The sequence below is a fragment of the Arthrospira sp. PCC 9901 genome, assembly GCF_059013425.1.
In genome coordinates, this window is sequence record NZ_CP102296.1 from 2,900,161 (window position 1) to 2,924,781 (window position 24,621).

The window sequence follows — 24,621 nt, forward strand, 5'->3', positions numbered from 1 at the left end:
CTCAAATAAAAACCTGTAAAATCCTCCGCAGTGGGTTGACATCCGTCGGACTCTAGGTGAAAGCTTGTCTTCGTTAACAGACCCCATAGCGGAAACGACATGGGACTAACTCCAGCAAAGGTTCTGGCTGTGGCGCGACTATGGGGCTACCAGCCTAGGATAAATCCTTGTAATTAAGATACTACCACTTCCCGCCATCAAGTGGGGACTCGTGAACGATCATTGATCTAGTCGCCTTGAAACTGATATGACCGCTGCTGTTATTTTTGTTATTGCTATTCTAACTCTCGGAGGGGTGATCGCGGTGGTGAGCGATCGCCTCGGGACTAAGGTTGGTAAGGCTCGCCTGAGTTTATTTAAAATGCGCCCCAAAAAAACGGCGGCGGTGGTGACTATGGCTACGGGAACTATGCTTTCCGCCTTGACTCTAGTGATTTTATTCGCCAGCAGTAAACCTCTGCGCCGGGGTGTGTTTACGATTGACCAAATTCAGGATAGACTTAACCAAGCTCGGAAGGATTTGACCCAGGCTCAGGTGGAAAAACATCGGGTAGAATCGGAGTTAATAGAGGCTCAAAATGAACTACAAGCAGCGGTTGATTACTTAAACACAATTAATTCTTCTCTCAATAATGCTAAGGTAGAAGTCTCGGAACGTGAGCAAGAATTGAAAAGGGCTCAAAGTCGCCTGCAAAATACTGAGAGTGAATTGCATCAACTTCAAAATCAACTCAGTCAAATGGAAGTGGCTAAAACAGAGATTGAGGAGGAACTTGATAGCATAGAATATCAATTAAGTCAAGTATCTCAGCAAAAACAAGATCTAGAAACTGAAATAGATCAACTGCAAGTAGAACGTCAAGATTTAATCGAGCAGCGGGAGACGGTGTCGGCTCAGATAGAAGAGCGCGATCGCCAAATTGCTGACCAAGATCTGGTGATTGCTGAACGGGAAGAACGCCTAGCGGAATTGGAAATAGCTCAACAGCAATTGGAAGAACAAAAAGCTAATGCTCAACGGGGTTTTCAAATGCTGCGAGAGGGTAGTGTGGCTCTAAAAAGGGGTGAGATTTTGGCGAGTGGATTGGTGAGAATGAGCGATAAAAATAGTTCTATAGACACGGTAAATAGACTGCTACAGGAAGCGAACAGCAATGCCCTAAAATTTGTGCAAATGGGGAATCAAAGTGCTAACCAAGATATGGTGGTGATGATTACTAAAGCGGAGGTGGAAGAACTGATTGAGGAAATTAATAATGGTGGAGAGTATGTGGTGCAAATCATCGCGGCTGCTAATTATTTGGTGGGTGAAAAACGGGTAGCGGTTTATACTAGGGCGGAACCGAATCGATTGTTATTTAGCAGTGGTCAAATTGTGGCGGGAACTTCTTTAAATCCGGCTACGATGAGTTCGGAAAGACTGCAACAGCAATTACAACAGCTTTTAGATGCTTCGAGTTTTAGGGCTCGTTTTGTGGGGGTGGTAAATGGTTCTATAGAAATGAGTGACGATCGCATAGATACTCTGATTTCTTTTATTCAGCGGCTGGAAGAGTATGATCAAAACCTGGAACTACAAGCGGTGGCCGCGGAGGATACTTATACTATAGGTCCCCTGCGCCTGGATTTGTTGGCGCGTCATAATGGGGAGGTGTTGATTAGCACTCGTCAACCGACCCGAAAACTGGATGATATTGATTGGGTGGAGGTTTGGCGGTGGTGATTTTGGGTTTTGATCCGGGTCGGGATAAATGCGGGGTGGCGGTGGTAGGGGACAATCAACAAGTTTATTATCATCAGGTAGTGGCGGCGAATGATGCGATCGCTAGGGTCAAATCACTCTGTAGTCAGTTTTCGGTGCAACTGGTGGTGATGGGAAATCAAACCACTTCCCGGACCTGGAAACAACAAATGCGTGCGGTTCTTCCCCAGTCTATTCAGATAGCCGAAGTTGATGAGCGTTATAGTTCTTTGGAAGCACGCGATCGCTATTGGGAAATGTATCCCCCCCAGGGTCTTTCTCGTCTGTTACCCCAGGGGATGCGGGTTCCCCCTAGACCCATTGATGATATCGTGGCAATTATCCTAGTGGAACGTTATCAGGCGGGAAATTAGTTACGGTAGCCGTCTGCTGAGGTTCGGTTTTAATCACTGTCGATGGTGCTAGTGATATGGCTATAGTATAGTTAAAGATAGATTATTACAGGATCTGGCAAATGAATAACAAGTCAAATGGAGTTCCTGAGTTTTGTGGCGATCGCCTTTCCGGCAGTAATGGATTGTGGCAATATGTGAAATCAATGCCCCCGGAAACAATAGCCCAACTCTCCCAACCTGATCCCGATGTAGCCCAATTGATGGAACATAATCTACTGCAAATGCTTGGTGGATTGCCTTCTGAGCATTTTGATGTCACAATTACTACTAGCCGTGAAAATCTTGGTCGCCTTCTAGCTTCTGCGATGATGAATGGATATTTTCTCAACAAAGCTAAACAGCGCATGGAGTTTGAAAAATCGGTTTCTAATATTTACAGTTAAACAGAAACATTTAGCAGGTCCGGGGAGTCAGTAGAATTGGCTCCCATCAAGTTTTTTGCCTCTTCAGAAAAACTGCCAATTTTGAGAGTAACTCTCCCCGACCCCGGTGCTAACTAGGTATAAGTTTCCAGAAATTGAGAATTGAGATTATCAGTGGTTATCCCCCTGATGGGTTACTGCCCACTACCCAAACCTATAGGTTTGTAAGACAATATAAACCTAGGATCGAAGCAGTAATTAGTTAACAAATCTCTGGTGAGAGGACTGCCTCTGTCCGGGGTTATGAGTTGATTAATTTTGCTGTCGGGTGGGAGATAGCTATAACCCACTTTGGGCTGCCCAGCCAAGTCGCACTGGGTAAGTAGAGAATCAGGGTGCATCAAAAAATGAAGAGAATAATTGTGTTACTCGGGCTAGTGGCTTCGACGGGTGGAGGCTTTGCTTTGGTTTCTGATGTAGCTGCGACCTCCTCGCCTAATTCACCTGCCTGGAAGAGCTTCAACAATCACGAGGGTCTAGTTGTTCAAAGTGGTTATGAAGGCACGAATGAGGATGGCGATCGCGAAAGTGTAGGTACATCAATGTAGTTTGGTCTTAGGGGCGGCGGAAAGCTGCCCCTACTGATTTTTAGGGGAGTGTTTGTAGAAATTGTTGAATTTCTAGGTCGCCAGGATTAATTTCTAATGCCCTTTGGGCTGCATCTTTAGCCTCTTGGTCGCGGTTGAGTCGCAGATATGCGATCGCCTCTGCATAGTCTCCCAGGTGAAATAGGGCTTGGGCTTTAGCGGTCAAAGCGGGGATAAAATCAGGTTTGATATTGATCGCGCCAGTATAAGCGATCGCCGCCTCAAATTTGGGAGATCCACATAGGCGATCTGTTCCGGTTAAAATTGGTGACGGGAGAAGGGGGTAGCCATCTCCGAGATACCGATCTAGGATGCACGCACAGAAAAAATTTAATTATATGAAAGTAGAATCGATTAAAATCGAAAACTTCAAACGATTTCAGGACCTAGAAATTTCATTCAAGAATAATATTCTGGACGAGGTGAGCGATCGCTATCTGATCCTCGGCGATAACGGAACAGGTAAAACGACCCTCTTACAGGCGATCGCCCTTCCTTTAGCCTTAGCAACTGGTCGGATTCGAGATGTAGCAGATTTTAACTGGATCGGTTTCCTTCCCGGTCGCCATTTTAGGTGGGGATCGCCAAAGATTGAGATGCAGATTTTATTTGAGGAGGAAGAATTAAAAACCACTTCTGAACTGGCAAAAAAATGGTACGATGCTCAACCTGACGAATTCAAAGAAATGCGGGAATTTGTCGAACCGGGAGATAGCCGGAGAGTGAGTCTTCTGTTAAACGGTGATTTTTGGAAAGCTGGAGATACTCCCGCAGAACGCGCCCAATTTAGAGGAAGATATTATGCTCAATGGTTTATCAATAGGAGAGAACAATCTGTCCGACATTATTTTGCCAAACTTCCCGGAGTTTTTTGGTTTGACCAGTTCAGGAACTTAGGTTCCCATTCCAAGCCAGACAGTAGCAGAGACAATCTCAACGAAAGTAGTAGTCAAGCATCCTTTGATGTGGGAGTCGGCATTTTACGACAATACCTGATTGATTGGCACAGAAACCAAGAATCAGGAATTGGCGATTATTCAAATAGTTATTTATTGCAGATAGAAAGACTTTATAAAAAAGTTTTTCCCGATCGCTCATTTGCTGGGATAGAAAAACTGCCCACTCAAAATGATCCAACAGGTTCAGAAACTTATTTTCTGCTGAATGATGGATATCGAACCTATGACGTTCAAGAAATGTCAGCCGGAGAACAGTCTGTTTTTCCTTTGTTATATGAATTTGTCAGGCAACAAATTGCTTATTCGGTGGTATTAATCGATGAAATAGATTTGAACTTACATCCTCCGGCTGCTCAATATTTTGTATCCCAACTGATGAAAATTGAACCGACCTGTCAATTTATTATTACCACTCACTCTGACTCGGTGAGCAATGTTGTTGGAGAAAGTGAAACCTACCGTTTACCGGGAGGAACGCTGTGTCTGTAACCAATCTCTACTGCGAAGGAGGTCCTAAAAGCATTGATATTCGAGTCATTCGTCAGTTATTACCAAAATGTGAAATTCACCCTCTCGGTGGCAAAACTTCCAGCTTTCTGAGTAGTATTATCGCCGACCGTGACCGACAACCAAATTTAGCTTGTTTGGTCGATCATGATTTCGATTGTCGAGATTGGCAAATAACCAATGAACCCATTCGATGTGTATATGACCAAATATGGGTCGGTTGGGCGTGGGAGAGAAAAGAGATTGAAAACTATTTAATCGATCCGGTAGTCGTCCGAGATGCATTAGGAAAGAAAGCACCATCAGACTCTGAGTATCAGAATGCTTTAGACCAAGCAGCCCAGAAAATTGCTGCATATTCGGCGGCAAGAACTGCTTTGGCTTGCGAAAAATTCAAGAATTTTTGGGGTGACAAAGTTCGACAAGGACATTCATTCCCGCCCAAACTAGGCGAAGATTACTGCGAAGTAAGGATAGCTGAAATTGTTAGAGAATATAAGGGCGAGAGAATTGTGTCAGAGAAAGATGTGCAAGGGAAATTCAGGGATTTACTTCCTAAATTCAAATCAGCAGGATCTCGTTTTCAAAATTATCTCCATTATTTTGCGGGGAAGGATTTACTCTACGCCATGAGAGACAAACTCGGTGATTGGGGATTTGAAGAGAGTTCAAATAAAAAGCACCCAGAGGAAGTATTCATTGAAAGAGTTGTGACTAGAATTGAACGCACAGATGGGGTTTGGGAGTGGTTACCAGAATGGAAGAAACTCCGTCAGTTGATTGAGGAGACTGATTTTTCGGAAAGTTGAAATAAATTGGGGGAAATGGCGATCGCGAAAGTGTAGGTACATCAATGTAGTTTGGTCTTAGGGGCGGCGGAAAGCTGCCCCTACTGATTTTTAGGGGAGTGTTTGTAGAAATTGTTGAATTTCTAGGTCGCCAGGATTAATTTCTAATGCCCTTTGGGCTGCATCTTTAGCCTCTTGGTCGCGGTTGAGTCGCAGATATGCGATCGCCTTACCTAACCAACTTTGAGAGTGGTTACTATCAAGATTAACAGCGCGATTATAGGCATTAAGGGCTTGTGCGTAACGTTGAATTGCCATAAAGATTTGACCCCTTAAAACCCAGGCTTCCCTTTGGTGAGAATTTTGATGGAGAGACTCATCTAGCCATGCGATCGCCTCTCCATAGTCTCCCAGGCGAAATAGGGCTTGGGCTTTAGCGGTGAAAGCGGGGGTAAAATCAGGTTTGATATTGATCACGCGAGCATAAGATCTCGCCGCCTCTGGGTAGTCATCTAGGTGATTCATTAAAATATTGCCGCGTAAATACCAAATCCCATAATCATCAGGTTGAATTTGTAGGAGGCGGTCAAAGGCTTGTAAGGCTTCCTCGTGGCGACCGAGAGACATTAATAGCGCCCCACGATCGCGCCATGCGGGATGAAAATTAGGTTGGAGTTGGGTAGCGCGATCATAGGATGCGATCGCCTCATCGTATTGACTCAGGGAGGATAACGCATTGGCGCGACCATACCAAGCCGGATAAAAATTAGACTGTATGTTAATCGCCCTTTCAAAGGCTTCTAAGGAGTCTCGCCATCTTTCGTGGCGATAAAGCTGATTTCCGCGATTGGTCCAGTCGATGGCGCTAAAGCGATCGCTAACTTGGGGAACCTGCATATAAGCCGAAATAGATTGTAATTCGCGGGGGGTAGGGGGGTCTGGTTGGCGATCGCTGATATTGAGGTTAAGGGGAATCCCTGATTGCAAAAATCGGTTGACGGGAATACCTGCACTGTAGCCTACTGTAACTCGATTGCTGGTTCCGGTGATCTGGTCTATGAGGATTTGACCTTCTGACATTCCATGAATACCAATTACCTGACCTTGGGTGTCTAAAATCGGCCCCCCACTCATACCTACCTGGGTGAAATTGGTATAAAATAGGTCATAACCACGGGTGGTGGGTTCTTTGACAAAGGCGAGTTTGTAGGCTTGGCTAATTAGTAACCCGGCGGTAAATAGGCGGGGCTGAAATTCTGGCCAGCCGGAAATGAAAATATGTCTGGATTCAGCATCATAATCATAATCGGCAATTTGCGCCAGGGGGTAGGTGCGATCGCTACTAAAGGCTAAAACTGCTAAGTCGATTCCCGGTAGTCTAATGACGCGATCGTAGTCTAGGGGGTATTTTTCGCCGTCATGGGTGATAATTATGTATTCATCGGGACTACGGACAACATGGTTAGCTGTCAGTACATAATACAGGTCTCCCTCACGGGCGATAATTACTCCTGAACCGGGGTTGATACCGTTGATGGAGACGGTAATTTTTTCACTGATGCGATCGATTTCTTCCGCCATTAGGGCGATCGCATTACTGACAGATAACAGGGTGATTACTCCGGCTGCTATGATAGCTTGCACCGGACGCAAACAATTTTTAACTAGACTCATGGCGCACCTATGGAAGTATTGACTGGGTAGGAGTCTGAACCTATCCCATTCCTTACTTCTGAGGATTTCGGATTGATCCGGTTGAGTTAGCAGTTATAGGGAACTCGCACTGTCGGGGGCAATTTCAACGCCTCCTTGCTGTACTATCTTTTGGCGATCGGTAATTAGATCGCTGAGGGTTTCAACATTCTTGATTCCCATATCATGACAAGCCTTTTTTAAGCTGCTAGTAAAGGCTTCTATATCTTCTCCATATCCACAATTGCGGGCGGCTTCCTCTAGTCCCTGTTTCGCACTGGATTTGGCACAATCTACTAGATCAGTTCCTTGTAATCTGGGGGAATTTGACATAATTATTGTATATATATTTGCACACCGTCTCAATTATAGCAAATTGTATCTGAATTATTATCTATCTGTGGGGGGATATTTTCTAACTAACTATGAAGACTAGGCTATGGCGGGTTAAGACCATGACCACAGCCAGTCTGGGAACTCGTGGCTATATCTAAAAATCAGTTAAGCTGTTATCGGTGAATGGTAAATCTTGATTAAGGTAGTTAATTTCCTGTTTTTCCATGTCATTAATGCGGTGAATATGGTTGCGGAGAATTTGAGAGAGACGACCATCATAAAAACGATGGAGACTGTAGTTAGGTCTGGCTGGAAAACCGCGACGCTGTTTATGTCGTCCTCCCGCCCCGGGGTCAAAGGATTGAATCCCATGATTAATCCCCCATTCAATAGGGGAATAATAACAAGCATTAAAGTGTAAACAATCGACATCTTGTAAACTTCCCCAATAGCGACCATATAGGCGATCGCCTTTAGTCAAACAGAATGACATCCCCATAGGTTGGCGATCGTCTAATTCAGTATATGCAGCTACAAAAACCACCCGGTGACGATAATCATGGTGTAACTGTTCAAAAAATTTCCGAGTCAGATATTTACTTCCCCACCAGCCAAATTTATCGCAGGTACTCGCATAAAAATCATACATCAGCGAAAACATAGATTTAGGGATATCATCACCCGTCAAAATCCGCATTTCCAGCCCCACTTTGTCTAAGGCTTTTCGTTCTCGTTTGATATTACGGCGTTGATTAGCATTAAATATTTTTAAGTAATCATCAAAACTATTATATCCTTGATTTTGCCAGATATAACTATGATGCAACCAAGGGGTAAATCCCTGTTTTTCCAGAGTAGACTGCCATTGACGATCTACATAAAGAAAATGGCAGCCCGAAATTTTATGGTTAATACAAAAGCGATCTATTTCATGCACCATTAACCCAGTAATTTCCTCCTCATCCTCCGAGGGTGCAATTAAAAATCGATAGCCTTCTGCTGGTGTAAAAGGTGACATCCCCAACATTTTGGGATAGTATTCAATCCCCAATTGATAAGCCAAATCAGCCCATTGGTGGTCAAAAACAAATTCACCGCGACTGTGACCTTTGAGATATAATGGTGCGGCCGCGACTAATTGAGAATCTCGCCACACTGTCAGATGATTGGGTAGCCAACCCGCCTGTCCCGTGGCACTACCAGAAGCCTCCAAATTATGCAGCCAGTCCCATTCAAAAAAGGGAGTTTTCAGGGGTTGGGCGAGTTGATCCCACTCCGACTGAGGGACTTCCGAAATTTGACTAATCCAAGCTACCGAATACGGCGATTGATTTGAGTGTAAGGTATTCATGCTGAAAATTAAAAGCGCTATGATATTCTAGCGATTTTAATCGGGAGATTTAACCCGATAGTGCAGAAATACCTCATCATCTACCTGTTGGACACTCAACAATTGTAAATGGGGTGCGAAGCGAGATAAAAATCCTTCTCCGTCCACCGGAGTGGGTGATGTGGTTCCCCCCAAAATTAGGGGACAGACTGTGAGTTGAAACTCATCGATCGCATGGTAAGCCATTAAAGATGCCACTAGCTGACCACCACCTAAGACCGCTAGTCTCTGTATACCTCGGTCTCTCAGTTGCTGTAACGCTTCTGACCAGGTGATCACTCCATTGGAGTCGTCAGCGACGATCACTTCGTCGAAGTGGTCGGAAAATCGTTTCCAAGGCTGACCCCCTAAGAATGTGGTCAGTAACCATTTGGGAACAGGCTGTTGAAAAAATTTGAGGGTTGGGTTAATTTTTCCTGATGCGGAACAGACTATTTGAGCTGGTTGGGGGGGTTTTCCGTTTTTTTCCCGCGCGCCTAACAATTCCGTTGAAGACACCCTTAAAACCGTTCCATAGGCGGCGAGAGTGCCGTTTCCGAACAGTACAGCGTCGGCTTGGGCAATTTGTCGTTCTAGGTGAATTATATCGGCATTAGAGCCAAATCTGGCAGGCGATCGCATCGGATCAGCAATTTTGCCATCCGCACTCATGGCTAAAATAACAGTAGTGTAGGGTCGGGTGGTTGGAATTATCTCATCCATAAGCGCCTAGTTTTGGCTCTCAACTTGCCATTAGTGATCTTAAAACAGGGTCTCACCAGATGCAAGACAGTATATCTAGTTTAGATATACTAGCCATGATCTACAGATCGGCATTAATTTCCGAAAATAGACATCAGATTTAATTCTATGATTTCATTGTTCCCTAAAGCTATCTTAATTATCACTGTCCTGGCTATAGTTAGCTATCTCGTTATTTGTGTCGGGTTGCTTTTGTTTCAAAATAGGTTGATTTTTTTCCCGTCCAGGATGATTGAAAAAACTCCCGATTTGTTAGGGATGCCATATCAAGAGGTTTGGTTAAAATTCCCCGATTCTGCATCAGATAGTGAACAGATTAATGGTTGGTGGATTCCTGGAGATTCCGACATGGTGATTTTGGATTTGCATGGGAACAGTAGTAATATTGGTGGCAATTTGGGCTATGCTAAACAATTTCATAATCTGGGATTTTCCGTGTGGTTGATAGATTATCGAGGTTATGGTTGTAGTAGCGATCGCTTTCCCTGTGAACAACAAGTTTATGAAGATGCCGAGTTAGCTTTTAATTATTTGGTTAATGAGCGCCAAATACCCCCCAATAAAATTGTCGTATTTGGGCATTCTTTGGGAGGTGCGATCGCTATTAACTTGGCTACCAAACACCCCGAAATTGCCGGATTGATTATCGAAAGTTCCTTTACTTCTATTCTCGATCTGGTCAAGGTCAAGAAACAATATGGGATTTTTCCAATTAATTGGTTATTGCATCAAAGATTTGATTCTATTGCGAAAGTTCGGGAATTGAAAATGCCGATTTTATTCACACACGGGACTGCTGATGAGTTGGTTCCCGCCAGTATGAGTGAGAAGTTATACCAGGCTTGTCCTGAACCCAAACAACTGCTGATGATTCCTGATGCTGATCACAATCATGTCAGAGAAATGGGAGGCGATCGCTATCGGGAAACCATCAAGAAATTTTTGGAAAGTCTGTAAAACAATTTTATCTATCATGGGTCTAAACTGTAGCGATCGCCCCATCAATTTAACCCGATTTATCTGGGAATTTCATAATTGACATTTAAATCATTCATCATCTCTAAAACCTGTTCAATAGCTACTGATTGCTGATTAATATTGAGAGAAATAGTCTGAGAATTTTCTACTATACTGTTAATCCCATTAACCACCTCATTAAATCCGGTTTTACTTTCCTCTGTGACTCGGACTGTAGAACTCATCGCTTTTTTAATATCATTTACTAAATTGTTAATTTCTGCCGCTGAGGATTTACTTTGATCAGCCAGTTTACGAATCTCATTCGCGATTACATTAAATCCTTGTCCACTATTATGGTCAGCTTGTACCGCCTCAACCGCAGCATTTAAAGCCAATATATTAGTTTGATTCGCGAAATTACTGACCATAGTAGATATTAAGCCAATTTGGACAATCTTATTGTTTAAATCCGAGATTTTATCGGCAAGTTTATTCACCGTTTCTTGTAAACCATCATGGTAATAACTATCCGCAGATTCGTGATAACCTTTAATCAAATATAATACCTGTTTAGCTGCTAATGCTGCCTTAGAAGCCTGTTCAGCGGAACCCCTAGCTGAACTGTTTAACTCATTCATAGTTATCGTGACTTCATGCACTAACATTTTCTGATTTTGTAATGTTCCTTGTAATTCTTTGTTTCTATTAGATATCTCCGCAGCCATTAAGTTAAAAGAGTGAGCCAAAAAACCTAGTTCATCCTGTCTCTTGTCTGGAATAGACACATTATAATTACCTGCGGAAATTGTCTGAGTCGCATTAATTAGTTGTTGCAATGGTGCCGATACTTGTCGTTTTAAAACCACCCAAACTAAGACCATTAATGATAATAGTAAAATTACTTCAATCAGGATATTTGTCATCACAAAAATTAGGGATTGTTTTCTTAAAATAGACCGAGGAAAAACCGTAACAAAATACCAGTTAAGACCAGGCATTTGTCGAAAAACTAGGTATTGATTATCTTGATAATTAGGTATTATAAATTGATTTTGGGGAGCATTTGTCACTAATTGAAATATATTCATTAAGTTACTATCCTGCAAGTTTTGGATCTTAACCGTAGTAGTGCTATCTTGAATTTTATCTATGAGGTCGGGATGAGCGATTAACTGACCATCTCCTGTAAAAATTAGGTTATATCCTCCTTCAATATGATTATTAACTGTTCTTTCGATTAACTGATTTAGGGTGATGTCATGACCAAGAGTTCCTATGGTTTGACCATTATAATCAACGGGGGTTGAAGCCGTGACTAACCAAAGCTGACTGACTGGTTCATAATAGGGTGTAGTCCACACAGTTTTTCTTTGAGGATTATTCTCAGGAGTGGCGACTAAATACTCTGGTTTTTGGGGCATATAAAAGTTAGGATCAGCTTCTTTAACATAATTAGGAACTTGCGGCCAATAAACAATAGTAATATTCTCCGGGGTCATAATGAAGGTACTATCAAAACGATGATGCCACGCCCTACCGTAGGATTCGATTAACCTTTGTAAATCAATGACTTTACGACGAATTTCTGGGGTAATTTCTAAGGATTTATCAATATACACTCCCGCCTGACGTTCCCCATCAAAATTGGCGGGGTTGTTACGGATAACGCCGTCCGGGTATCGGATAAATAAATTATTAAATTCCTCTTCTAAATTGGCGGGGGCTGGTTGTGCAAATGTCCTCAGAATTTCCGATTTCAGGATAGCATGATTATCCGCCGCCAAATCAAAGATTTGCTGTTCTCTGGCTACTCTTTGCACTACATATTCTTCTAGTTGCGTTAATTTCTGATTTCTCAATGCTGATATCGCTTGCATATAATTAGCGATCGCACTAACCGTCACAATTAAAGCTGTACATACAGTAATCTGAAATAAGGTTTTTCTGGTCAGAGAACTTTTGAGGGTAAACTGGGAGTTTGGTTGATTTGGGCTATGGGAGTTTAACATAATTATATGAATTGATTAAGGATTGAGGGTTCTGTGATGATCTGCTGTGATTATAGCATAACCATTATGTTGGCTTTATCCCAGTGCTTATTTAATATGTAAAGTTTTGGTAAAATTTGCTCACCCCAGTGATGGGTTTGTATTAAGTCCATGTAGGCTGAAACGCTATGATTACATCCATAGCCCGCCTTAGACTAGGAGAATTAACCTTAGCCCCTTCTATTTGCCATGATTTTTGCACAAACTTAATCATGAGAATAAACTTAGTTGTTGAATTTGAGGGGGGACGGTCTGAGGTAATGCAGCATCTGCTATAGTTAAACCTCCTTCTAATAACAGTCTAATGTTGTCATCATGAGAAGCAATTTTAACTTCGGTTCCCTCCGGCTTAGGTATCATTAAGATAACTTCTTCGCCACCAATACCCTGGTCTGAAAGTAAATCGGCACTATGGGTAGTAATAATAACTTGCCTTTTTTTAGACCTTTGTAGTCGATATATTAGGGCAGGTAGCTGGTTGATAATTCCCGAATTTAATGATAATTCTGGCTCCTCTAGTAATAATAAGGAATCCGATTCTAACAAAGACCAGAGTAGTCCAATTAGTCTTAATGTACCATCAGAAAATTGGTCTTCCCTTTGTTTTCCGGCTTGGGGTCGCCAATGTTCATAAATCGCCTCTAAATGAGGGGCACCCATTTCATCTTTAGTATCAGTTAAATTTTTTAACTGGGGGACAGCTAACTTGAGGGCTTCTTCAATTTTTTTGAGTCGTGATCTGCGAGTTTTTTCGGGTGTCTTGGCTACCCTTTCTAAAAAATTTCTGCCAAAGGGATCTTCGGAAAGTCCGGGGGTAGCAAATGCTTCGGGGTGGCGAACTAATTGGGGAATTATATGTAGGTATAAAATCGATTCTAAAAATTTGGCAATGTCTCTAAATTGGGCATTGGCATTAATTTGCTCTAAATATGTTTGGGTAAGTCTTAACTCATCTCGTTGATCATCTTGATCAGGTCGGTTGATAATTTGTTGGTGGTGATGCCAGACTTTTTCATAAGCAATAATGGGTTCATTTTTCCCACCTTTCCTCTGTTTAAATCCTATGGCGTATTTCCAAAGGGGTGCTGTCCCATTGGCTGGGGATAGATGGATTTCGATTTCTACATGAGGATAACGACGGGCGGAAAGACTCCGAATTTGAGAAACTCCACCTCGATCGCTTACGGCTTTTTGCAGACCGCCGCCGGGTTTGGCTAAATCCCTTAAAAATCTGAAAGCATCGAGAAAGTTAGACTTACCACAGGCATTTGGACCTACTATAAATATGCGATCGCATAAGTCCACCTCAACCGCGCGAAAGTTGCGCCAATTTTTCAGGATTATGTGTGATATAATCATCTAAATGACCATAATTTTGGCTATAGTATAACTGAATATATCTGCGGTGACTGGATAATCGGAGACGGTGGCGACTGCTCAAGTTTACTCAAAACTTGCTAAAATCGCAGTTATGAGAACAGTTATACAGACATTGGCTATGGAAAATAATCTAAATACCAACATCAGTCCCACTTATATTCAACAAGAAGATGCCCAGGAAATTTTACAAATTGCCATGGCACGCGGTCAAGAAACTGGGGAACTCACCCGCACCCAGTTGGAGGAAATGGCAATGGAGTTGGGAATTAGCCCGGAAAATTTACAGGCGGCGGAATTGGAATGGCAGACTCGGAAAGTCGAGTTAACCGAAAAACAGGTATTTAATCAGGAACGTCGGCAAAAATTACGGCAAGATGCTGTTAAATATGCGATCGTTAACTCTTTCCTGATTTTATTAAATCTGGTGACTACCCAGGGTATGGCTTTTGCTTTAACGATCGCTTTACTATGGGGTCTAGGATTGAGTTTGCAAGCCTGGAAAGCCTATCAAACTCAGGGAGAAGCATACGATAAAGACTTTGCCAAATGGCGGCTGAAAAAGCAGCTAGGAAACTCCCTGGGAATGATTGCCGATCGCGTCATTAAAGGCATTCAATCATAATAGTTATCAATGAATTGGGTATTGGGGTTTAGCTGACGGGTTGGGGTTGGGGGTTCCGGGTAGCCGATGCCATATTGTCGCCGAATATGATACAATCAGAGTTTGTCTTGTTAAATTTGAGTTTAATCTGGTCATGGCTGTTCCAAAGAAACGAACCTCTAAATCAAAGCGGAATATGCGAAAAGCGACTTGGAAGCGCAAAGCTAGAGTCCAAGCCGAAAAAGCCTTATCCCTAGGTAAATCGGTCCTTACAGGTCGATCCGCAAGTTTCGTCTATCCGACAGATGATGAGGAGGGCGACGAGGAATAACCCCGGGATGTTGGTTCAAAAGCCGGATGTCAGTTTGTGTTGATGTCCGGCTTTGGGGTTATTTTTGAACGGCTGATGGCAGAATCAACATAGCATCACCAAAAGAGTAAAAGCGATATCGGTTCCCGAAATCATTGGGCGGTTGTTCTAAGGCATCCTGATATAATTTCATCAGTCTTTCGCGACCAATTAAAGCGGATACCAACATCAGTAAACTCGATCGCGGTAGGTGAAAATTAGTAATCAGTCCATCAATGACCCGCCACCGATAGCCAGGATAAATAAATAGGTTAATTTCCCCGCAGTAGGGTTGAATGCAGCCATCGAGAGAATTTTGGGCGGCTGCTATGCCTTCCAAAGTCCGCACTACCGTAGTTCCCACGGCAATGATGCGACCACCACGGGCGCGGGTTTGATTAATTTTATCGACGGTTTCCGGGCGCAATTCCACCCATTCGGCGTGCATTTGGTGGGTGGTAATATCCTCAACTTCTACGGGGCGAAAAGTCCCTAACCCCACATGAAGGGTGAGGAAAGCATGATCAATGTGGTGGTCTGAAAGTCGTTGGAATAGTTCTTCTGTAAAGTGTAACCCGGCGGTGGGTGCAGCTACCGCCCCAGGGCGCGTCCCATAAATAGTTTGATACTGTTCCGCCACAGCCTGAGAATCAGTAACATAGGGAGGAAAAGGGATTTCGCCAAATTGATCTAAAATGGAAACCAAAGATTGACCTTGGGGAACCTCAAACTTGAGCAACCTTCCGCCCGTACCGGGGTTGGTATCAATAACAGTAGCATAGAGTATTTCGCGGCCAGATTTGGAGGGAAACTCTAGGCGATCGCCTATCTTAAACCGTTTTCCGGGCTTGACCAAAGCTAACCAACAGTTTGGGGCTTGTTCCTGTAGCAATAAAATCTCAATCGCCGCCGAGGTACTCTTGCGACCGTAGAGACGGGCGGGGAGTACACGGGTATTATTGAGAATCAGTAAATCCTCTGGTTGCAATAAATCGGGTAAATCCCGAAATAAACGGTGTTGATGGGACGGCGGCGAATCCACCACTAACAGGCGGGATGAGTCCCTAGGGATTACTGGATTTTGGGCGATGCGATCGGGAGGTAATTCATAGTCATACCCCTGCAAAGTTCTATCTAATTTGTCCACTACTTCTGTCATTCCCAACAATAAAATCGCTGATCTGGGGTAAACTTGGGTAGAATCCCCCAGATCAGATCGGGTGTTTTTCCCCTATTAAAAGGGGTAATATCCCGCAATGATATAAGTATAGCCTTGTCAAAACAGGAAATACAGAACAGGGAATAGGGAACACCAGAACGGGGAGTAAGGAATTTTTCTGAAAGCCTCTGGCTGAGACCTAACACCCGACACTCGAAACCTAGTAACCGATACCCTAATAACTATTGCACTGTCGCAGCAGTGGGTAACAAGTCCTTGACCATTGAGGAGTTGCAAGCGGGTGGGGGAGACAGCAAGACGCGGGAGAAAAACGGAATGGAATATCTATATTACCTTGCCAATACGAGTTTAACACTGAGAGTTGTTGATTTTCTTAGGGGTGAAACTCAGCTTCCGGTCAAGTTTATGACCGTGATTCATCAAATTGACGGCTGGATCGTCAAAGTTAAGATGAGTGAATATTTAACGCCCCACCAACACGGTGATTTTAGGGCTTTTATGTACGAATTGGGGATTCCCTATGAACCCGACATTCGCATTCAGATGGCTTTGTGGGCCTTGGAAACGGGACAATCTCCCTTGAGTGTGATGCGTCGCTACCAGGTGGCGGTGGTTTCTCATGGTAGCCCAAACCGAGAGGATATTGAAACATTCCGCACTCAGTTTGTTAGGGGTCTGGGGTATTGTCCAGAGGCTTTAGCCTGATCTTTAACTTGATTTTTGGGCTGGAAGTTGCGCCGATTTCGCTCAGGGAAAAGCTGATTCGATATAGTCTTCTAGGGTAAGCTGATAGGCTTCTATGTCGATGGGTTTACCGGGTGTCACAATTTGAGATGATGGTTTAATCGGGTTCTTTGCTGCTGGGTTCTGGTGTTGACATCTCACTAGGGCGACATCGAATCGACAAGGATGATTGCTGAAATGGGGATGGGTGCTTAAAAAGTGTTCTGCAGTTCGGATCAGTTTGGCTTGTTTGGTGACAGTAATGGCTAAAGCACCGTTTGCGTCCCAGTTTCCGCGACTGCGGGTTTTGACTTCTACAAAAATTATGGTGGTTTCTCGATGACCAATCAGGTCGATTTCTCCCCAACGACAATGATATTGATGGTATGAAATCCGCCAGCCTGTTTGTTGTAACCATTGCGCGACCAGTTGTTCTCCCAATGTTCCTATATGACGCGACATTACAGTAAACTCAATTATAGATTTTTGGATAGATAGATCAAAAGGTATGGGTTTCTCGTTTCCCAGGATAATCAATAGGACAATTCTCTCGCGTATAGCAGCGATCGCTTTAATTTTAGGGATGGGTTGGGCAATAATAGCTACTATTACCATACCTACTGTGGCGATCGCGGAAAACTACGAAAAACGCAATCTGATAGGCGTGGACTTCTCAGGACAGGACCTCAAGGACTCCGAGTTTGATTTTGCTAACCTACAGGGTAGCAATTTCAGTCATACCGACCTACGGGGAGTTAGCCTATTTGGGGCGAAAATGCAGGATATTAACCTAGAGTCTGCTGATTTACGTCTTGCTACCCTAGACACGGCGCGGTTAGTTAGGGCTAATCTCACTAATGCTTTGCTGGAGGAAGCCTACGCCTACAATGCGGATTTCCGTGGGGCGATTATTACTGGGGCTGATTTTACTGATGTCATGTTGCGTCGAGATCAGCAACAACTGCTTTGTGAAGTGGCGGACGGTACAAATCCAGTCACGGGACGCGATACCCGCGAGACTCTCTACTGCGATTAAATTAAACTCTCTATCAGCAGACCAAACAACAGGGATAACCTGAGAAGCCATTGCGAATCCTAGGTTATCTCCCGAAATTGCCGGGTTTTTGGCTGTCACTCAAAAAAGCTCTCCTAGTTGGCTTCCTGAGACAATAGTTCTTTCAGGTTGATTGTGGCGGCGACATCATCTGGGGTGGCTTGGGGATGGCTTTTGCGCTTGGTGTAAGATATCAACGCGGGGATGGAGATACAGATAGCACCGTTTACCAAAGCTAACAAAAGTCCGTAAGCAATATAATTATCCATTAACACACCCTCCTAACACATCGGGTTGATATCTTTTGAATCATTATCACATTATGGATAGTGAAAAAGCAATGGTTTGAGGTAAGAATTACTTGTCACTCTCATAAGTTATCTCAATCAATCAATCAATGGTTAGAGGGTGAGTATTTATACTTATTAATTGGGGTTGATTTCCGAGGATTTGAGTTAAATTAGCGACTACTAAGATGCACTCAGTTTAGCTAAATTTCACTATAGCACAGATGGCTGTAAAAATATCACCTTAATCTGGGGACAGGTTTATAAACTCTCCCGACGGAATGATCTGGCTGAATATCGACTACTAAATGGACACGATCGCTATCTGTTAGTAGAGGATTAATAAACAATTCGGGATGTAAGGACTTCCAAAAGTATTCGACAAATTGATTGATTTCTGTGTCGGTCATTCCCGACTTACCCAATGCTTTCATCTCCTGTTCAGCTTGTGCGCGCCACTGTTGGGATAAGCGATAATCAACGGGGTTGAGAACTATTAATCTATCCAAACGTTGCCAGAGGGGTAAATACTCTTTTAATTTGTGGTTAATTTCTCGCGAAAATTGGCGATCGCTATCAGTAATAATAGGGGGTGGTGGATGATTAAACGCCTGGTCTTCTACGGGTTGACATCCCACAAACCAGCCCTCAAATAAGATGATATCAGGTGCTTCTATCTGTTGGGGTTCTATGCGATCGCCTTCTCCATTCCAGAGAGACTTATCAAACCGGGGAATAGTTATTTTTTGTCCGGGTGTAGGGTTTCGGAGTTGGTCAAGAAGTTGTATTCCGATGTCAATATCATGAGTGCCGGGGGGACCTCGCCAGATTAAACGGGGATCTTGTTCTCGCAGCCTTTGACGATCGGCGTAAGTCTTATATAAATCATCAATAGAAATACTAATGGCTTGATAGTTAAGTAGATTTAGAATCCGAGAAATGACAGTTGTAGTGGTAGTTTTTCCGGTTCCCTGTCCGCCTAAGATTCCCTGTACTAAAGGACGATTAAGAATTTGTCTTAACTGAGATAATTGCATGGCTAATGGTAGCCAAAATTCCCACAATGTGGGTAGCTGTTCCCAGAGAATCGGTAAATCTGGATTATGTTTAAGGAGCGATCGCCCTAATTTATAACGTTGTCTAATTGTAGTTTCTAGCTGTTCGTGAGTGATACCAAAAGCCGCCATTTTCTGGGGATTATTTAATTCTCGTTTCAGCAGTTGTTGCCATTGTTCAGGTGTTGGTTGGGTAGCAGTTGCCAAAGATTGTAAAATTTCTATCATGATTGAATAATCTCTAAGAACCCAGTAAAAATGCCAGCAAAAATAAACTATAAGTCATGCCAATTTTCAGACTATTAAGGAGGTCTAGCCATAAAGAATTGATTTCACTGCGAGGGACTTTGCGGTAAGATAGCCAACTAATCCATTCGGTGACTAGGAGGGTGATAAATGCGACGGTGACATCCCAACTTCCGGCTTGTCCAACTATTGTGGCGATCGCCACTCCCAGGAAGAAGCCAAAAAATAGGCTAATCAATAATACGGAGATCCGCCGCCAGGGGTTACGAAACCATTGCAAGGTTTGCTGGGCGATCGCATCAGTAAATCTGTTTAAACGAGTGTTTTGCATAGGAGATTATAGCAGCGATATGTCAAATATACTGTAGGATGAAAGTATTATAACGGCGGTTGTGGCATCAACTCCCCAATCAGCTATATTTGTTAGTCTACAGGTGTCAAAACTCGCCATTGGCTATAACACTTGTCCCAGATCGCAGATCTATGATAACGTTGACAATTTACTGAGGTTTGACCATTGAATTTGTTTGACGCACCCAATATTAATATACTTTGGGGGAACCTAATTGTCGAGGAGTTAATTCGCAATGGGGCGAGTTATTTTATTGTATCTCCTGGTTCCCGATCCACTCCTTTAACTGTGGCGATCGCCCGTAATTCCGAAGCGCAACGGCGAGTTTTTTTAGACGAAAGGGGTGCGGCGTTTCATGCGATCGGCTACGCGAGGGCGACAGGAAAGCCAGCGGTTTTGGTCTCTACTTCTGGGTCGGCTGCTGCTAACTATTTCCCGGCTGTTATTGAGGCGGCTACGGATAATTTACCGATGATTATTATCTCGGCTGACCGCCCACCAGAATTGCGACAAACGGGGGCTAATCAGACTATTGATCAGGTCAATCTTTATGGTGATTATGTGCGTTGGAAATTTGATATTCCTTGTCCTGATGAAAAGATTTCGCCGACGTTTGTTTTAACGACTATTGATCAAGCTGTTTATCGTGCCAAGCGATCGCACGGACCTGTTCACCTTAATTGTATGTTCCGCGAACCCCTCGCCCCGACTAATTCAGCGATTACATTGGGTTATACTCTCCCCCTCAAACCTTGGTTAAATAGTGGTAGGGCTTGGACGGATTACCCTACTCCTATGGTCACACAATCCGCCCATATTATTAATGAAATATTCAAGATTTTAAATAATACGACAAGGGGAGTTTTAGCCATTGGTAGATTAAACTCTATGTCGGAAATTAAAGCAGTTGCACAATTCGCAAAAAGGCTACAATTCCCTATTTTTGCGGATATTCGTTCAGGTTTAAGGTTGGGAAACACTATTGATAATCAGTTATTTTTAACGGATATAGGGCTGAGTGACGATCGCCTAGAGACGGTGATACAAATAGGCGATCGCATTTTATCAAAACGGTTTTTAGAGTATTTAGAAACCCACCCACCCCGTTACTATATTATGATAACGGACTCACCCAGCCGCCACGACCCGGCCCATATTGTTTCCCATCGCATTGAAAGTAAGATCGAACAATTATGTGAGTCATTATCACCTCTTTTAGATCCGAATATTTGCCAAAATTGGCAGGATAAATTATGGCTAAAGTCCGCGAAAATTCGCGCAACTATTGACAGCTATTTAACTAAAGATTCCACCTTAAATGAAATGGCGATCGCCCATTTAGTCTCCCAGCATATCCCCGCAGACAGTGGCTTATTTTTAGCCAATAGTATGCCAATTCGAGATATGGATCAATATGGAATTTATGGGGGAAATTCAGTCAGAATAGCAGCCAACCGAGGGACTAGCGGCATTGATGGAATTATTGCCTCTGCTACTGGGTTTGGTCAGGGTTTAAATACTCCCACAACTCTGCTAATTGGCGATTTGGCATTCCTCCATGATCTCAACTCTTTATCTATGGTTAATTCCCTGAATCATCCCCTGTGGATTATTGCTATTAATAATAATGGGGGCGGGATATTTTCATTTTTACCCATTGCTAAATTTAATGATTTATTTGAAAACTACTTCGCCACCCCCCACAATCTCCAATTTGACCATGCTGCCAAATTATTTAATCTCAACTATTTCTCACCCCAAACACCAGAGGAATTGGTGAAAGATTATCAACAGGCGATCGCCTCCCAAACTTCGGCGATTATTGAAGTGCAGACTAACCGCAAACAAAATCAAGAATTGCACCAAGAATTGGCGGACAAAATCCGCGAAATATCATGGAGGTTTTAGCCGTCGTATTCGGTGAAAATTTCTATCTCTAATGTATCTTCGTCTATGCTGATATAAAGAAGATTCGGGCGACAACAAACCTGGCAATCTTCAATATAAGACTGTTGACCTCCCGCACTAAAATCGATAAATGTGACATTACTTTCGCCACAATAGGCGCAGGTAAATTCAGCGGTATTTTGCATAATTTTCACACTCAAGTTTAGTAACATCGTGGCGATAGCGGAACATATCTTGAAGACGGGAATAAACCCACCAACTCAAGGTATTGTCAAACACGGAGCCACCTGGTAAACTAAAAGCGATCGCATCAGTTAACCGAGTGCGATTATTCACCTCCGAAAATTGGTGTCGGTGTACCCAAATAGCCATGGGACCCTGTTGCTGTTCATCAGTAAACAGTTGGTAAGGAATGCACTCAGTATGCACCGCCACCCATGGCACCGAAACTGGACCAAGAGATAGCAGAAATTCCGATCTAGCCCCCACCTGTAAACCTCCTTCCCGGCGGATAATTTCCACAGGTTGCCAAGGTGGGGTCAGCAACTCCAGGATATCAGATCGGCCGTGAAAATTCCAAACCACATCAACGGGCGCGTTAATTAGGGACGAGTATTGAAAGTGCAGCATAAAAACACCATACTAAATCAAAAGTTGTAGCAATTTTTACCAAATTATATCGAGAAATTGGTTAGGATGGGGTCTATGCTACCGTTGCCATATTCAAACCCCAATTTCTATGCGTTTAGAGCAACTTCAAGCCTTTTTATCTGTTGCCGAAACCGGAAGTTTTCAAAAAGCAGCAGTCCAGTGCAACGTGACGCAATCAACGATTAGTCGCCAGGTACAGGGACTAGAAACGGAACTGGGTTTACCCCTATTTCACCGTAGCAACCAAGCTAAATTGACGGTAGGAGGTGAAAGGTTTTGGCCCTATGCGCGGAAAATTTGTCAGGCTTGGGAAAATGCCCAACAGGAATTAGCATCATTATTAGCGGGACAGCAGGCGGAATTATGCGTGGCGGCTATTCACTCCCTATGTGCGTCTTATCTCCCCCCAGTTTTGCAAAAGTTTTGCTATGCTTATCCTGATGTACAATTGCGGGTAACATCATTAGGAAGCGATCGCGCTTTAAAAGTGCTAAAAGATGGATTGGTTGATGTGGCACTTGTCATGAATAATCGGGCTTTTACGGCTAGTTCCGATTTATTGGTGGATATTCTCTATAAAGAACCGATACAAGTATTAATGGCAAAAAATCACCCCCTAGCGCGATATAATCATGTTCCTTGGCAGGAGTTAATTAGTTATCCTCAAGTGGTATTTAAAGATGGTTATGGAATGCAGCGTTTAGTACAGGAAAGATTTGCTGAAGCTGGCGCTACTCTCAAGGCGGTTTTAGAGTTAAATACACTGGATGCTTTTCGGGGTGTAGTCCGTCAGGGAGAAGTAATTGCACTGTTACCACGTTCAGCATTAGTAGAAGCGGCGACGGATAGCAGTTTAGCGATTAGAACGATCGCACCTTTTGAAGGGGCTATAAATAGTAAATCAGGTTCCTTTTATAGTGGTGGATCTGACTTGGGTTGGACTCGGGAGGTTGCCATTGTCACCAGTCGCGATCGCCTGCAAATTCCCCCCATACAATATTTCTGGAAATTGGTACACGAATTAATCCCCCCAGAGGTAGACTCAGAGTTGGAAGAATTGGGGATAAAATGCTTAATTGGTTAACATCAAATAGCTAACAATTCCTAAAGGTATCCGCTTTCGATTATACTGGTTTTCTCTTCTGTTCACTACCACAACAGCAACTTAAATGAGCGATCGCTTTAGAACATTACTGAAAAAAGTGGGAAGCGGAACCCACACCAGCGAAGCCCTAACTCGCGAAGAAGCCGCCGAAGCCTTACGCATGATGTTACAGCAAGAAGCAACACCCGTACAGGTAGGGGCTTTTTTAATCGCCCACCGCATTCGGCGACCCACGGGAGAAGAATTAGCGGGAATGCTAGATGTTTATGCAGAATTAGGACCCCATTTAACTAATGCTGTGCGTCCTCCGATGATTTTAACTCATCCCTATGATGGGCGATCGCGTACTGTTCCCATGACCATTCTCACCGGGTTAATTCTCAGCGCCACCGGAGTCCCAACCATTTTACATGGAGGCGATCGAATGCCGACCAAAGAGGGTATTTGTTTACATGAAATTTGGCAACAATTAGGCATAAATTGGGAAGGAATTAGCCTAATTAGAATGCAGGAAATCTTCCAGACGACAGATTTAGGATTTATTCATCTTCCCACCCATTTTCCCCTAGCCATGAACCTAGTTGGACCCCGCCGAGAAATTGGGAAACGTCCGCCTATTGCTACATTAGAGTTAATGTGGTCTCCCTATTTAGGAGATGCAACTATCGCCTGTGGCTATGTTCACCCCCCCACGGAATCAATGTTCCGAACCGCCCTAGAATTGCGAAATCAGCGGCAATTTATCACGGTTAAGGGATTAGAAGGTAGTTGCGATTTACCCCGCGATCGCACCTGTATTATCGGCATCAACCGCCCCAGTATAGACAACCCGGAAACCTCGACTTTTGAACGTCTGTTATTGCATCCCCATGATTATGGTTATGGGGGGAAAGAAGTTGCTCTTAATTCCCTAGATGAACTGATTAATAATATCAAGGCTGTCTTGGAGGGGGAACCGGGAGAGTTAATGCAGGCTGCCATTTGGAATGGGGGTTTTTATCTGTGGTGTGCGGGAGTTTGTGCGGACATAGAAACAGGTCTGAAACACGCGCAGGAGTTACTAACTCAAGGGATGGTAGCCCAGAAATTAGAAGCGATCGCCAACAGTTTATAACCACCCATACCAATGGTTTAATTATGGGG

The 24,621-nt window shown here is 43.5% G+C and carries 28 protein-coding genes; 14 read left to right on the forward strand and 14 right to left on the reverse strand.

Going from position 1 to position 24,621, the window contains the following annotated elements; translation table 11 throughout:
• The first annotated feature begins 247 nt into the window (after nucleotides 1-247).
• From NLZ44_RS12705 to NLZ44_RS12720, 4 genes are all read left to right on the forward strand, one after another.
• Nucleotides 248-1,723, forward strand: a complete 1,476-nt coding sequence (locus NLZ44_RS12705) for a DUF3084 family protein (RefSeq protein WP_493750009.1) — start codon at nucleotides 248-250, stop codon at nucleotides 1,721-1,723.
• Entirely contained in the window at nucleotides 1,720-2,115 is a 396-nt protein-coding gene (locus NLZ44_RS12710) for a pre-16S rRNA-processing nuclease YqgF (RefSeq protein ID WP_493752993.1), read from the forward strand. Before NLZ44_RS12705 ends, NLZ44_RS12710 begins: the two co-directional genes overlap by 4 nt.
• A 101-nt stretch (nucleotides 2,116-2,216) precedes the next feature.
• Entirely contained in the window at nucleotides 2,217-2,540 is a 324-nt protein-coding gene (locus tag NLZ44_RS12715) for a DUF760 domain-containing protein (protein ID WP_493750010.1), read from the forward strand.
• A gap of 401 nt (nucleotides 2,541-2,941) precedes the next feature.
• Nucleotides 2,942-3,127, forward strand: coding sequence for a hypothetical protein (locus NLZ44_RS12720; RefSeq protein WP_493750011.1), 186 nt, complete (start codon nucleotides 2,942-2,944; stop codon nucleotides 3,125-3,127).
• Nucleotides 3,128-3,167: 40 nt separating this feature from the next.
• On the opposite strand, the gene NLZ44_RS12725 is transcribed toward NLZ44_RS12720, so the two are convergent.
• A complete protein-coding gene (locus NLZ44_RS12725; RefSeq protein WP_493750012.1) occupies nucleotides 3,168-3,332 on the reverse strand; it encodes a tetratricopeptide repeat protein in 165 nt (54 codons plus the stop codon).
• 172 nt (nucleotides 3,333-3,504) lie between these two features.
• Between NLZ44_RS12725 and NLZ44_RS12730 the strand changes: the two genes are divergently transcribed.
• Together NLZ44_RS12730 and NLZ44_RS12735 are read left to right on the forward strand one after the other, a co-directional pair.
• Nucleotides 3,505-4,614 (forward strand): AAA family ATPase, encoded by a 1,110-nt coding sequence (locus NLZ44_RS12730; RefSeq protein ID WP_008051302.1) that lies wholly within the window; start codon nucleotides 3,505-3,507, stop codon nucleotides 4,612-4,614.
• Nucleotides 4,605-5,441, forward strand: coding sequence for a hypothetical protein (locus tag NLZ44_RS12735; protein WP_493750013.1), 837 nt, complete (start codon nucleotides 4,605-4,607; stop codon nucleotides 5,439-5,441). Before NLZ44_RS12730 ends, NLZ44_RS12735 begins: the two co-directional genes overlap by 10 nt.
• Before the next feature lie 90 nt (nucleotides 5,442-5,531).
• Here NLZ44_RS12735 and NLZ44_RS12740 read toward each other — a convergent pair whose 3' ends face one another.
• From NLZ44_RS12740 to NLZ44_RS12755, 4 genes are all read right to left on the reverse strand, one after another.
• Nucleotides 5,532-7,094, reverse strand: coding sequence for a tetratricopeptide repeat protein (locus NLZ44_RS12740; RefSeq protein ID WP_493750014.1), 1,563 nt, complete (start codon nucleotides 7,092-7,094; stop codon nucleotides 5,532-5,534).
• A 93-nt stretch (nucleotides 7,095-7,187) separates the two neighbouring features.
• Nucleotides 7,188-7,445 carry a hypothetical protein gene (locus tag NLZ44_RS12745; protein ID WP_008051295.1) on the reverse strand — a complete coding sequence of 86 codons (258 nt, stop codon included), beginning with the start codon at nucleotides 7,443-7,445 and terminating at the stop codon, nucleotides 7,188-7,190.
• Nucleotides 7,446-7,602: 157 nt separating this feature from the next.
• Nucleotides 7,603-8,799, reverse strand: coding sequence for a GNAT family N-acetyltransferase (locus tag NLZ44_RS12750; RefSeq protein WP_493750015.1), 1,197 nt, complete (start codon nucleotides 8,797-8,799; stop codon nucleotides 7,603-7,605).
• Between the two features lie 36 nt (nucleotides 8,800-8,835).
• Nucleotides 8,836-9,540, reverse strand: coding sequence for a RibD family protein (locus tag NLZ44_RS12755; protein WP_493750016.1), 705 nt, complete (start codon nucleotides 9,538-9,540; stop codon nucleotides 8,836-8,838).
• 147 nt (nucleotides 9,541-9,687) lie between these two features.
• Between NLZ44_RS12755 and NLZ44_RS12760 the strand changes: the two genes are divergently transcribed.
• Complete coding sequence (locus NLZ44_RS12760) at nucleotides 9,688-10,536, forward strand: alpha/beta hydrolase (RefSeq protein ID WP_493750017.1); 849 nt, start codon at nucleotides 9,688-9,690, stop codon at nucleotides 10,534-10,536.
• A 59-nt stretch (nucleotides 10,537-10,595) separates the two neighbouring features.
• Here NLZ44_RS12760 and NLZ44_RS12765 read toward each other — a convergent pair whose 3' ends face one another.
• Both NLZ44_RS12765 and NLZ44_RS12770 read right to left on the reverse strand, forming a co-directional pair.
• On the reverse strand, nucleotides 10,596-12,548 hold the full coding sequence (locus NLZ44_RS12765; protein ID WP_493750018.1) for a methyl-accepting chemotaxis protein: 1,953 nt from the start codon (nucleotides 12,546-12,548) through the stop codon (nucleotides 10,596-10,598).
• A gap of 249 nt (nucleotides 12,549-12,797) precedes the next feature.
• Complete coding sequence (locus tag NLZ44_RS12770) at nucleotides 12,798-13,946, reverse strand: AAA family ATPase (protein ID WP_493750019.1); 1,149 nt, start codon at nucleotides 13,944-13,946, stop codon at nucleotides 12,798-12,800.
• Nucleotides 13,947-14,085: 139 nt separating this feature from the next.
• On the opposite strand from NLZ44_RS12770, the gene NLZ44_RS12775 reads away from it, so the two are divergent.
• Both NLZ44_RS12775 and rpmF read left to right on the forward strand, forming a co-directional pair.
• Nucleotides 14,086-14,589, forward strand: coding sequence for a 2TM domain-containing protein (locus NLZ44_RS12775; RefSeq protein WP_035759515.1), 504 nt, complete (start codon nucleotides 14,086-14,088; stop codon nucleotides 14,587-14,589).
• 133 nt (nucleotides 14,590-14,722) lie between these two features.
• A complete protein-coding gene (rpmF, locus tag NLZ44_RS12780; RefSeq protein ID WP_006618712.1) occupies nucleotides 14,723-14,899 on the forward strand; it encodes a 50S ribosomal protein L32 in 177 nt (58 codons plus the stop codon).
• Nucleotides 14,900-14,957: 58 nt separating this feature from the next.
• On the opposite strand, the gene queA is transcribed toward rpmF, so the two are convergent.
• Nucleotides 14,958-16,076 carry a tRNA preQ1(34) S-adenosylmethionine ribosyltransferase-isomerase QueA gene (gene queA, locus NLZ44_RS12785; protein ID WP_223064827.1) on the reverse strand — a complete coding sequence of 373 codons (1,119 nt, stop codon included), beginning with the start codon at nucleotides 16,074-16,076 and terminating at the stop codon, nucleotides 14,958-14,960.
• Nucleotides 16,077-16,412: 336 nt separating this feature from the next.
• On the opposite strand from queA, the gene NLZ44_RS12790 reads away from it, so the two are divergent.
• Nucleotides 16,413-16,802 (forward strand): hypothetical protein, encoded by a 390-nt coding sequence (locus NLZ44_RS12790; protein ID WP_006670471.1) that lies wholly within the window; start codon nucleotides 16,413-16,415, stop codon nucleotides 16,800-16,802.
• Nucleotides 16,803-16,844: 42 nt separating this feature from the next.
• On the opposite strand, the gene NLZ44_RS12795 is transcribed toward NLZ44_RS12790, so the two are convergent.
• A complete protein-coding gene (locus NLZ44_RS12795; protein WP_008051284.1) occupies nucleotides 16,845-17,435 on the reverse strand; it encodes a YraN family protein in 591 nt (196 codons plus the stop codon).
• Here NLZ44_RS12795 and NLZ44_RS12800 point away from each other — a divergent pair.
• A complete protein-coding gene (locus NLZ44_RS12800) occupies nucleotides 17,404-17,856 on the forward strand; it encodes a pentapeptide repeat-containing protein (RefSeq protein WP_199325023.1) in 453 nt (150 codons plus the stop codon). The genes NLZ44_RS12795 and NLZ44_RS12800 overlap by 32 nt on opposite strands.
• 113 nt (nucleotides 17,857-17,969) lie before the next feature.
• On the opposite strand, the gene NLZ44_RS12805 is transcribed toward NLZ44_RS12800, so the two are convergent.
• From NLZ44_RS12805 to NLZ44_RS12815, 3 genes are all read right to left on the reverse strand, one after another.
• Complete coding sequence (locus tag NLZ44_RS12805) at nucleotides 17,970-18,143, reverse strand: hypothetical protein (protein ID WP_008051279.1); 174 nt, start codon at nucleotides 18,141-18,143, stop codon at nucleotides 17,970-17,972.
• Between the two features lie 257 nt (nucleotides 18,144-18,400).
• Nucleotides 18,401-19,444 (reverse strand): glycerate kinase, encoded by a 1,044-nt coding sequence (locus tag NLZ44_RS12810; protein WP_493750020.1) that lies wholly within the window; start codon nucleotides 19,442-19,444, stop codon nucleotides 18,401-18,403.
• A 13-nt stretch (nucleotides 19,445-19,457) separates the two neighbouring features.
• Nucleotides 19,458-19,793, reverse strand: coding sequence for a DUF565 domain-containing protein (locus tag NLZ44_RS12815; protein WP_493750021.1), 336 nt, complete (start codon nucleotides 19,791-19,793; stop codon nucleotides 19,458-19,460).
• A 186-nt stretch (nucleotides 19,794-19,979) separates the two neighbouring features.
• On the opposite strand from NLZ44_RS12815, the gene menD reads away from it, so the two are divergent.
• Nucleotides 19,980-21,722: a 2-succinyl-5-enolpyruvyl-6-hydroxy-3-cyclohexene-1-carboxylic-acid synthase gene (gene menD, locus NLZ44_RS12820; RefSeq protein WP_493750022.1), complete on the forward strand. Its 1,743-nt coding sequence runs from the start codon at nucleotides 19,980-19,982 to the stop codon at nucleotides 21,720-21,722.
• On the opposite strand, the gene NLZ44_RS12825 is transcribed toward menD, so the two are convergent.
• Together NLZ44_RS12825 and NLZ44_RS12830 are read right to left on the reverse strand one after the other, a co-directional pair.
• On the reverse strand, nucleotides 21,719-21,907 hold the full coding sequence (locus NLZ44_RS12825) for a CPXCG motif-containing cysteine-rich protein (RefSeq protein WP_035759523.1): 189 nt from the start codon (nucleotides 21,905-21,907) through the stop codon (nucleotides 21,719-21,721). The two genes, menD and NLZ44_RS12825, sit on opposite strands and share 4 nt — an antisense overlap.
• Nucleotides 21,891-22,352, reverse strand: a complete 462-nt coding sequence (locus NLZ44_RS12830) for an SRPBCC family protein (protein ID WP_006670478.1) — start codon at nucleotides 22,350-22,352, stop codon at nucleotides 21,891-21,893. The genes NLZ44_RS12825 and NLZ44_RS12830 overlap by 17 nt, the downstream gene beginning before the upstream one ends.
• 109 nt (nucleotides 22,353-22,461) lie before the next feature.
• Here NLZ44_RS12830 and NLZ44_RS12835 point away from each other — a divergent pair, with 109 nt between their 5' ends.
• Nucleotides 22,462-23,457, forward strand: coding sequence for a LysR family transcriptional regulator (locus NLZ44_RS12835; protein ID WP_493750023.1), 996 nt, complete (start codon nucleotides 22,462-22,464; stop codon nucleotides 23,455-23,457).
• Between the two features lie 85 nt (nucleotides 23,458-23,542).
• Entirely contained in the window at nucleotides 23,543-24,592 is a 1,050-nt protein-coding gene (locus NLZ44_RS12840; protein ID WP_493750024.1) for an anthranilate phosphoribosyltransferase family protein, read from the forward strand.
• Nucleotides 24,593-24,621 lie beyond the last annotated feature (29 nt).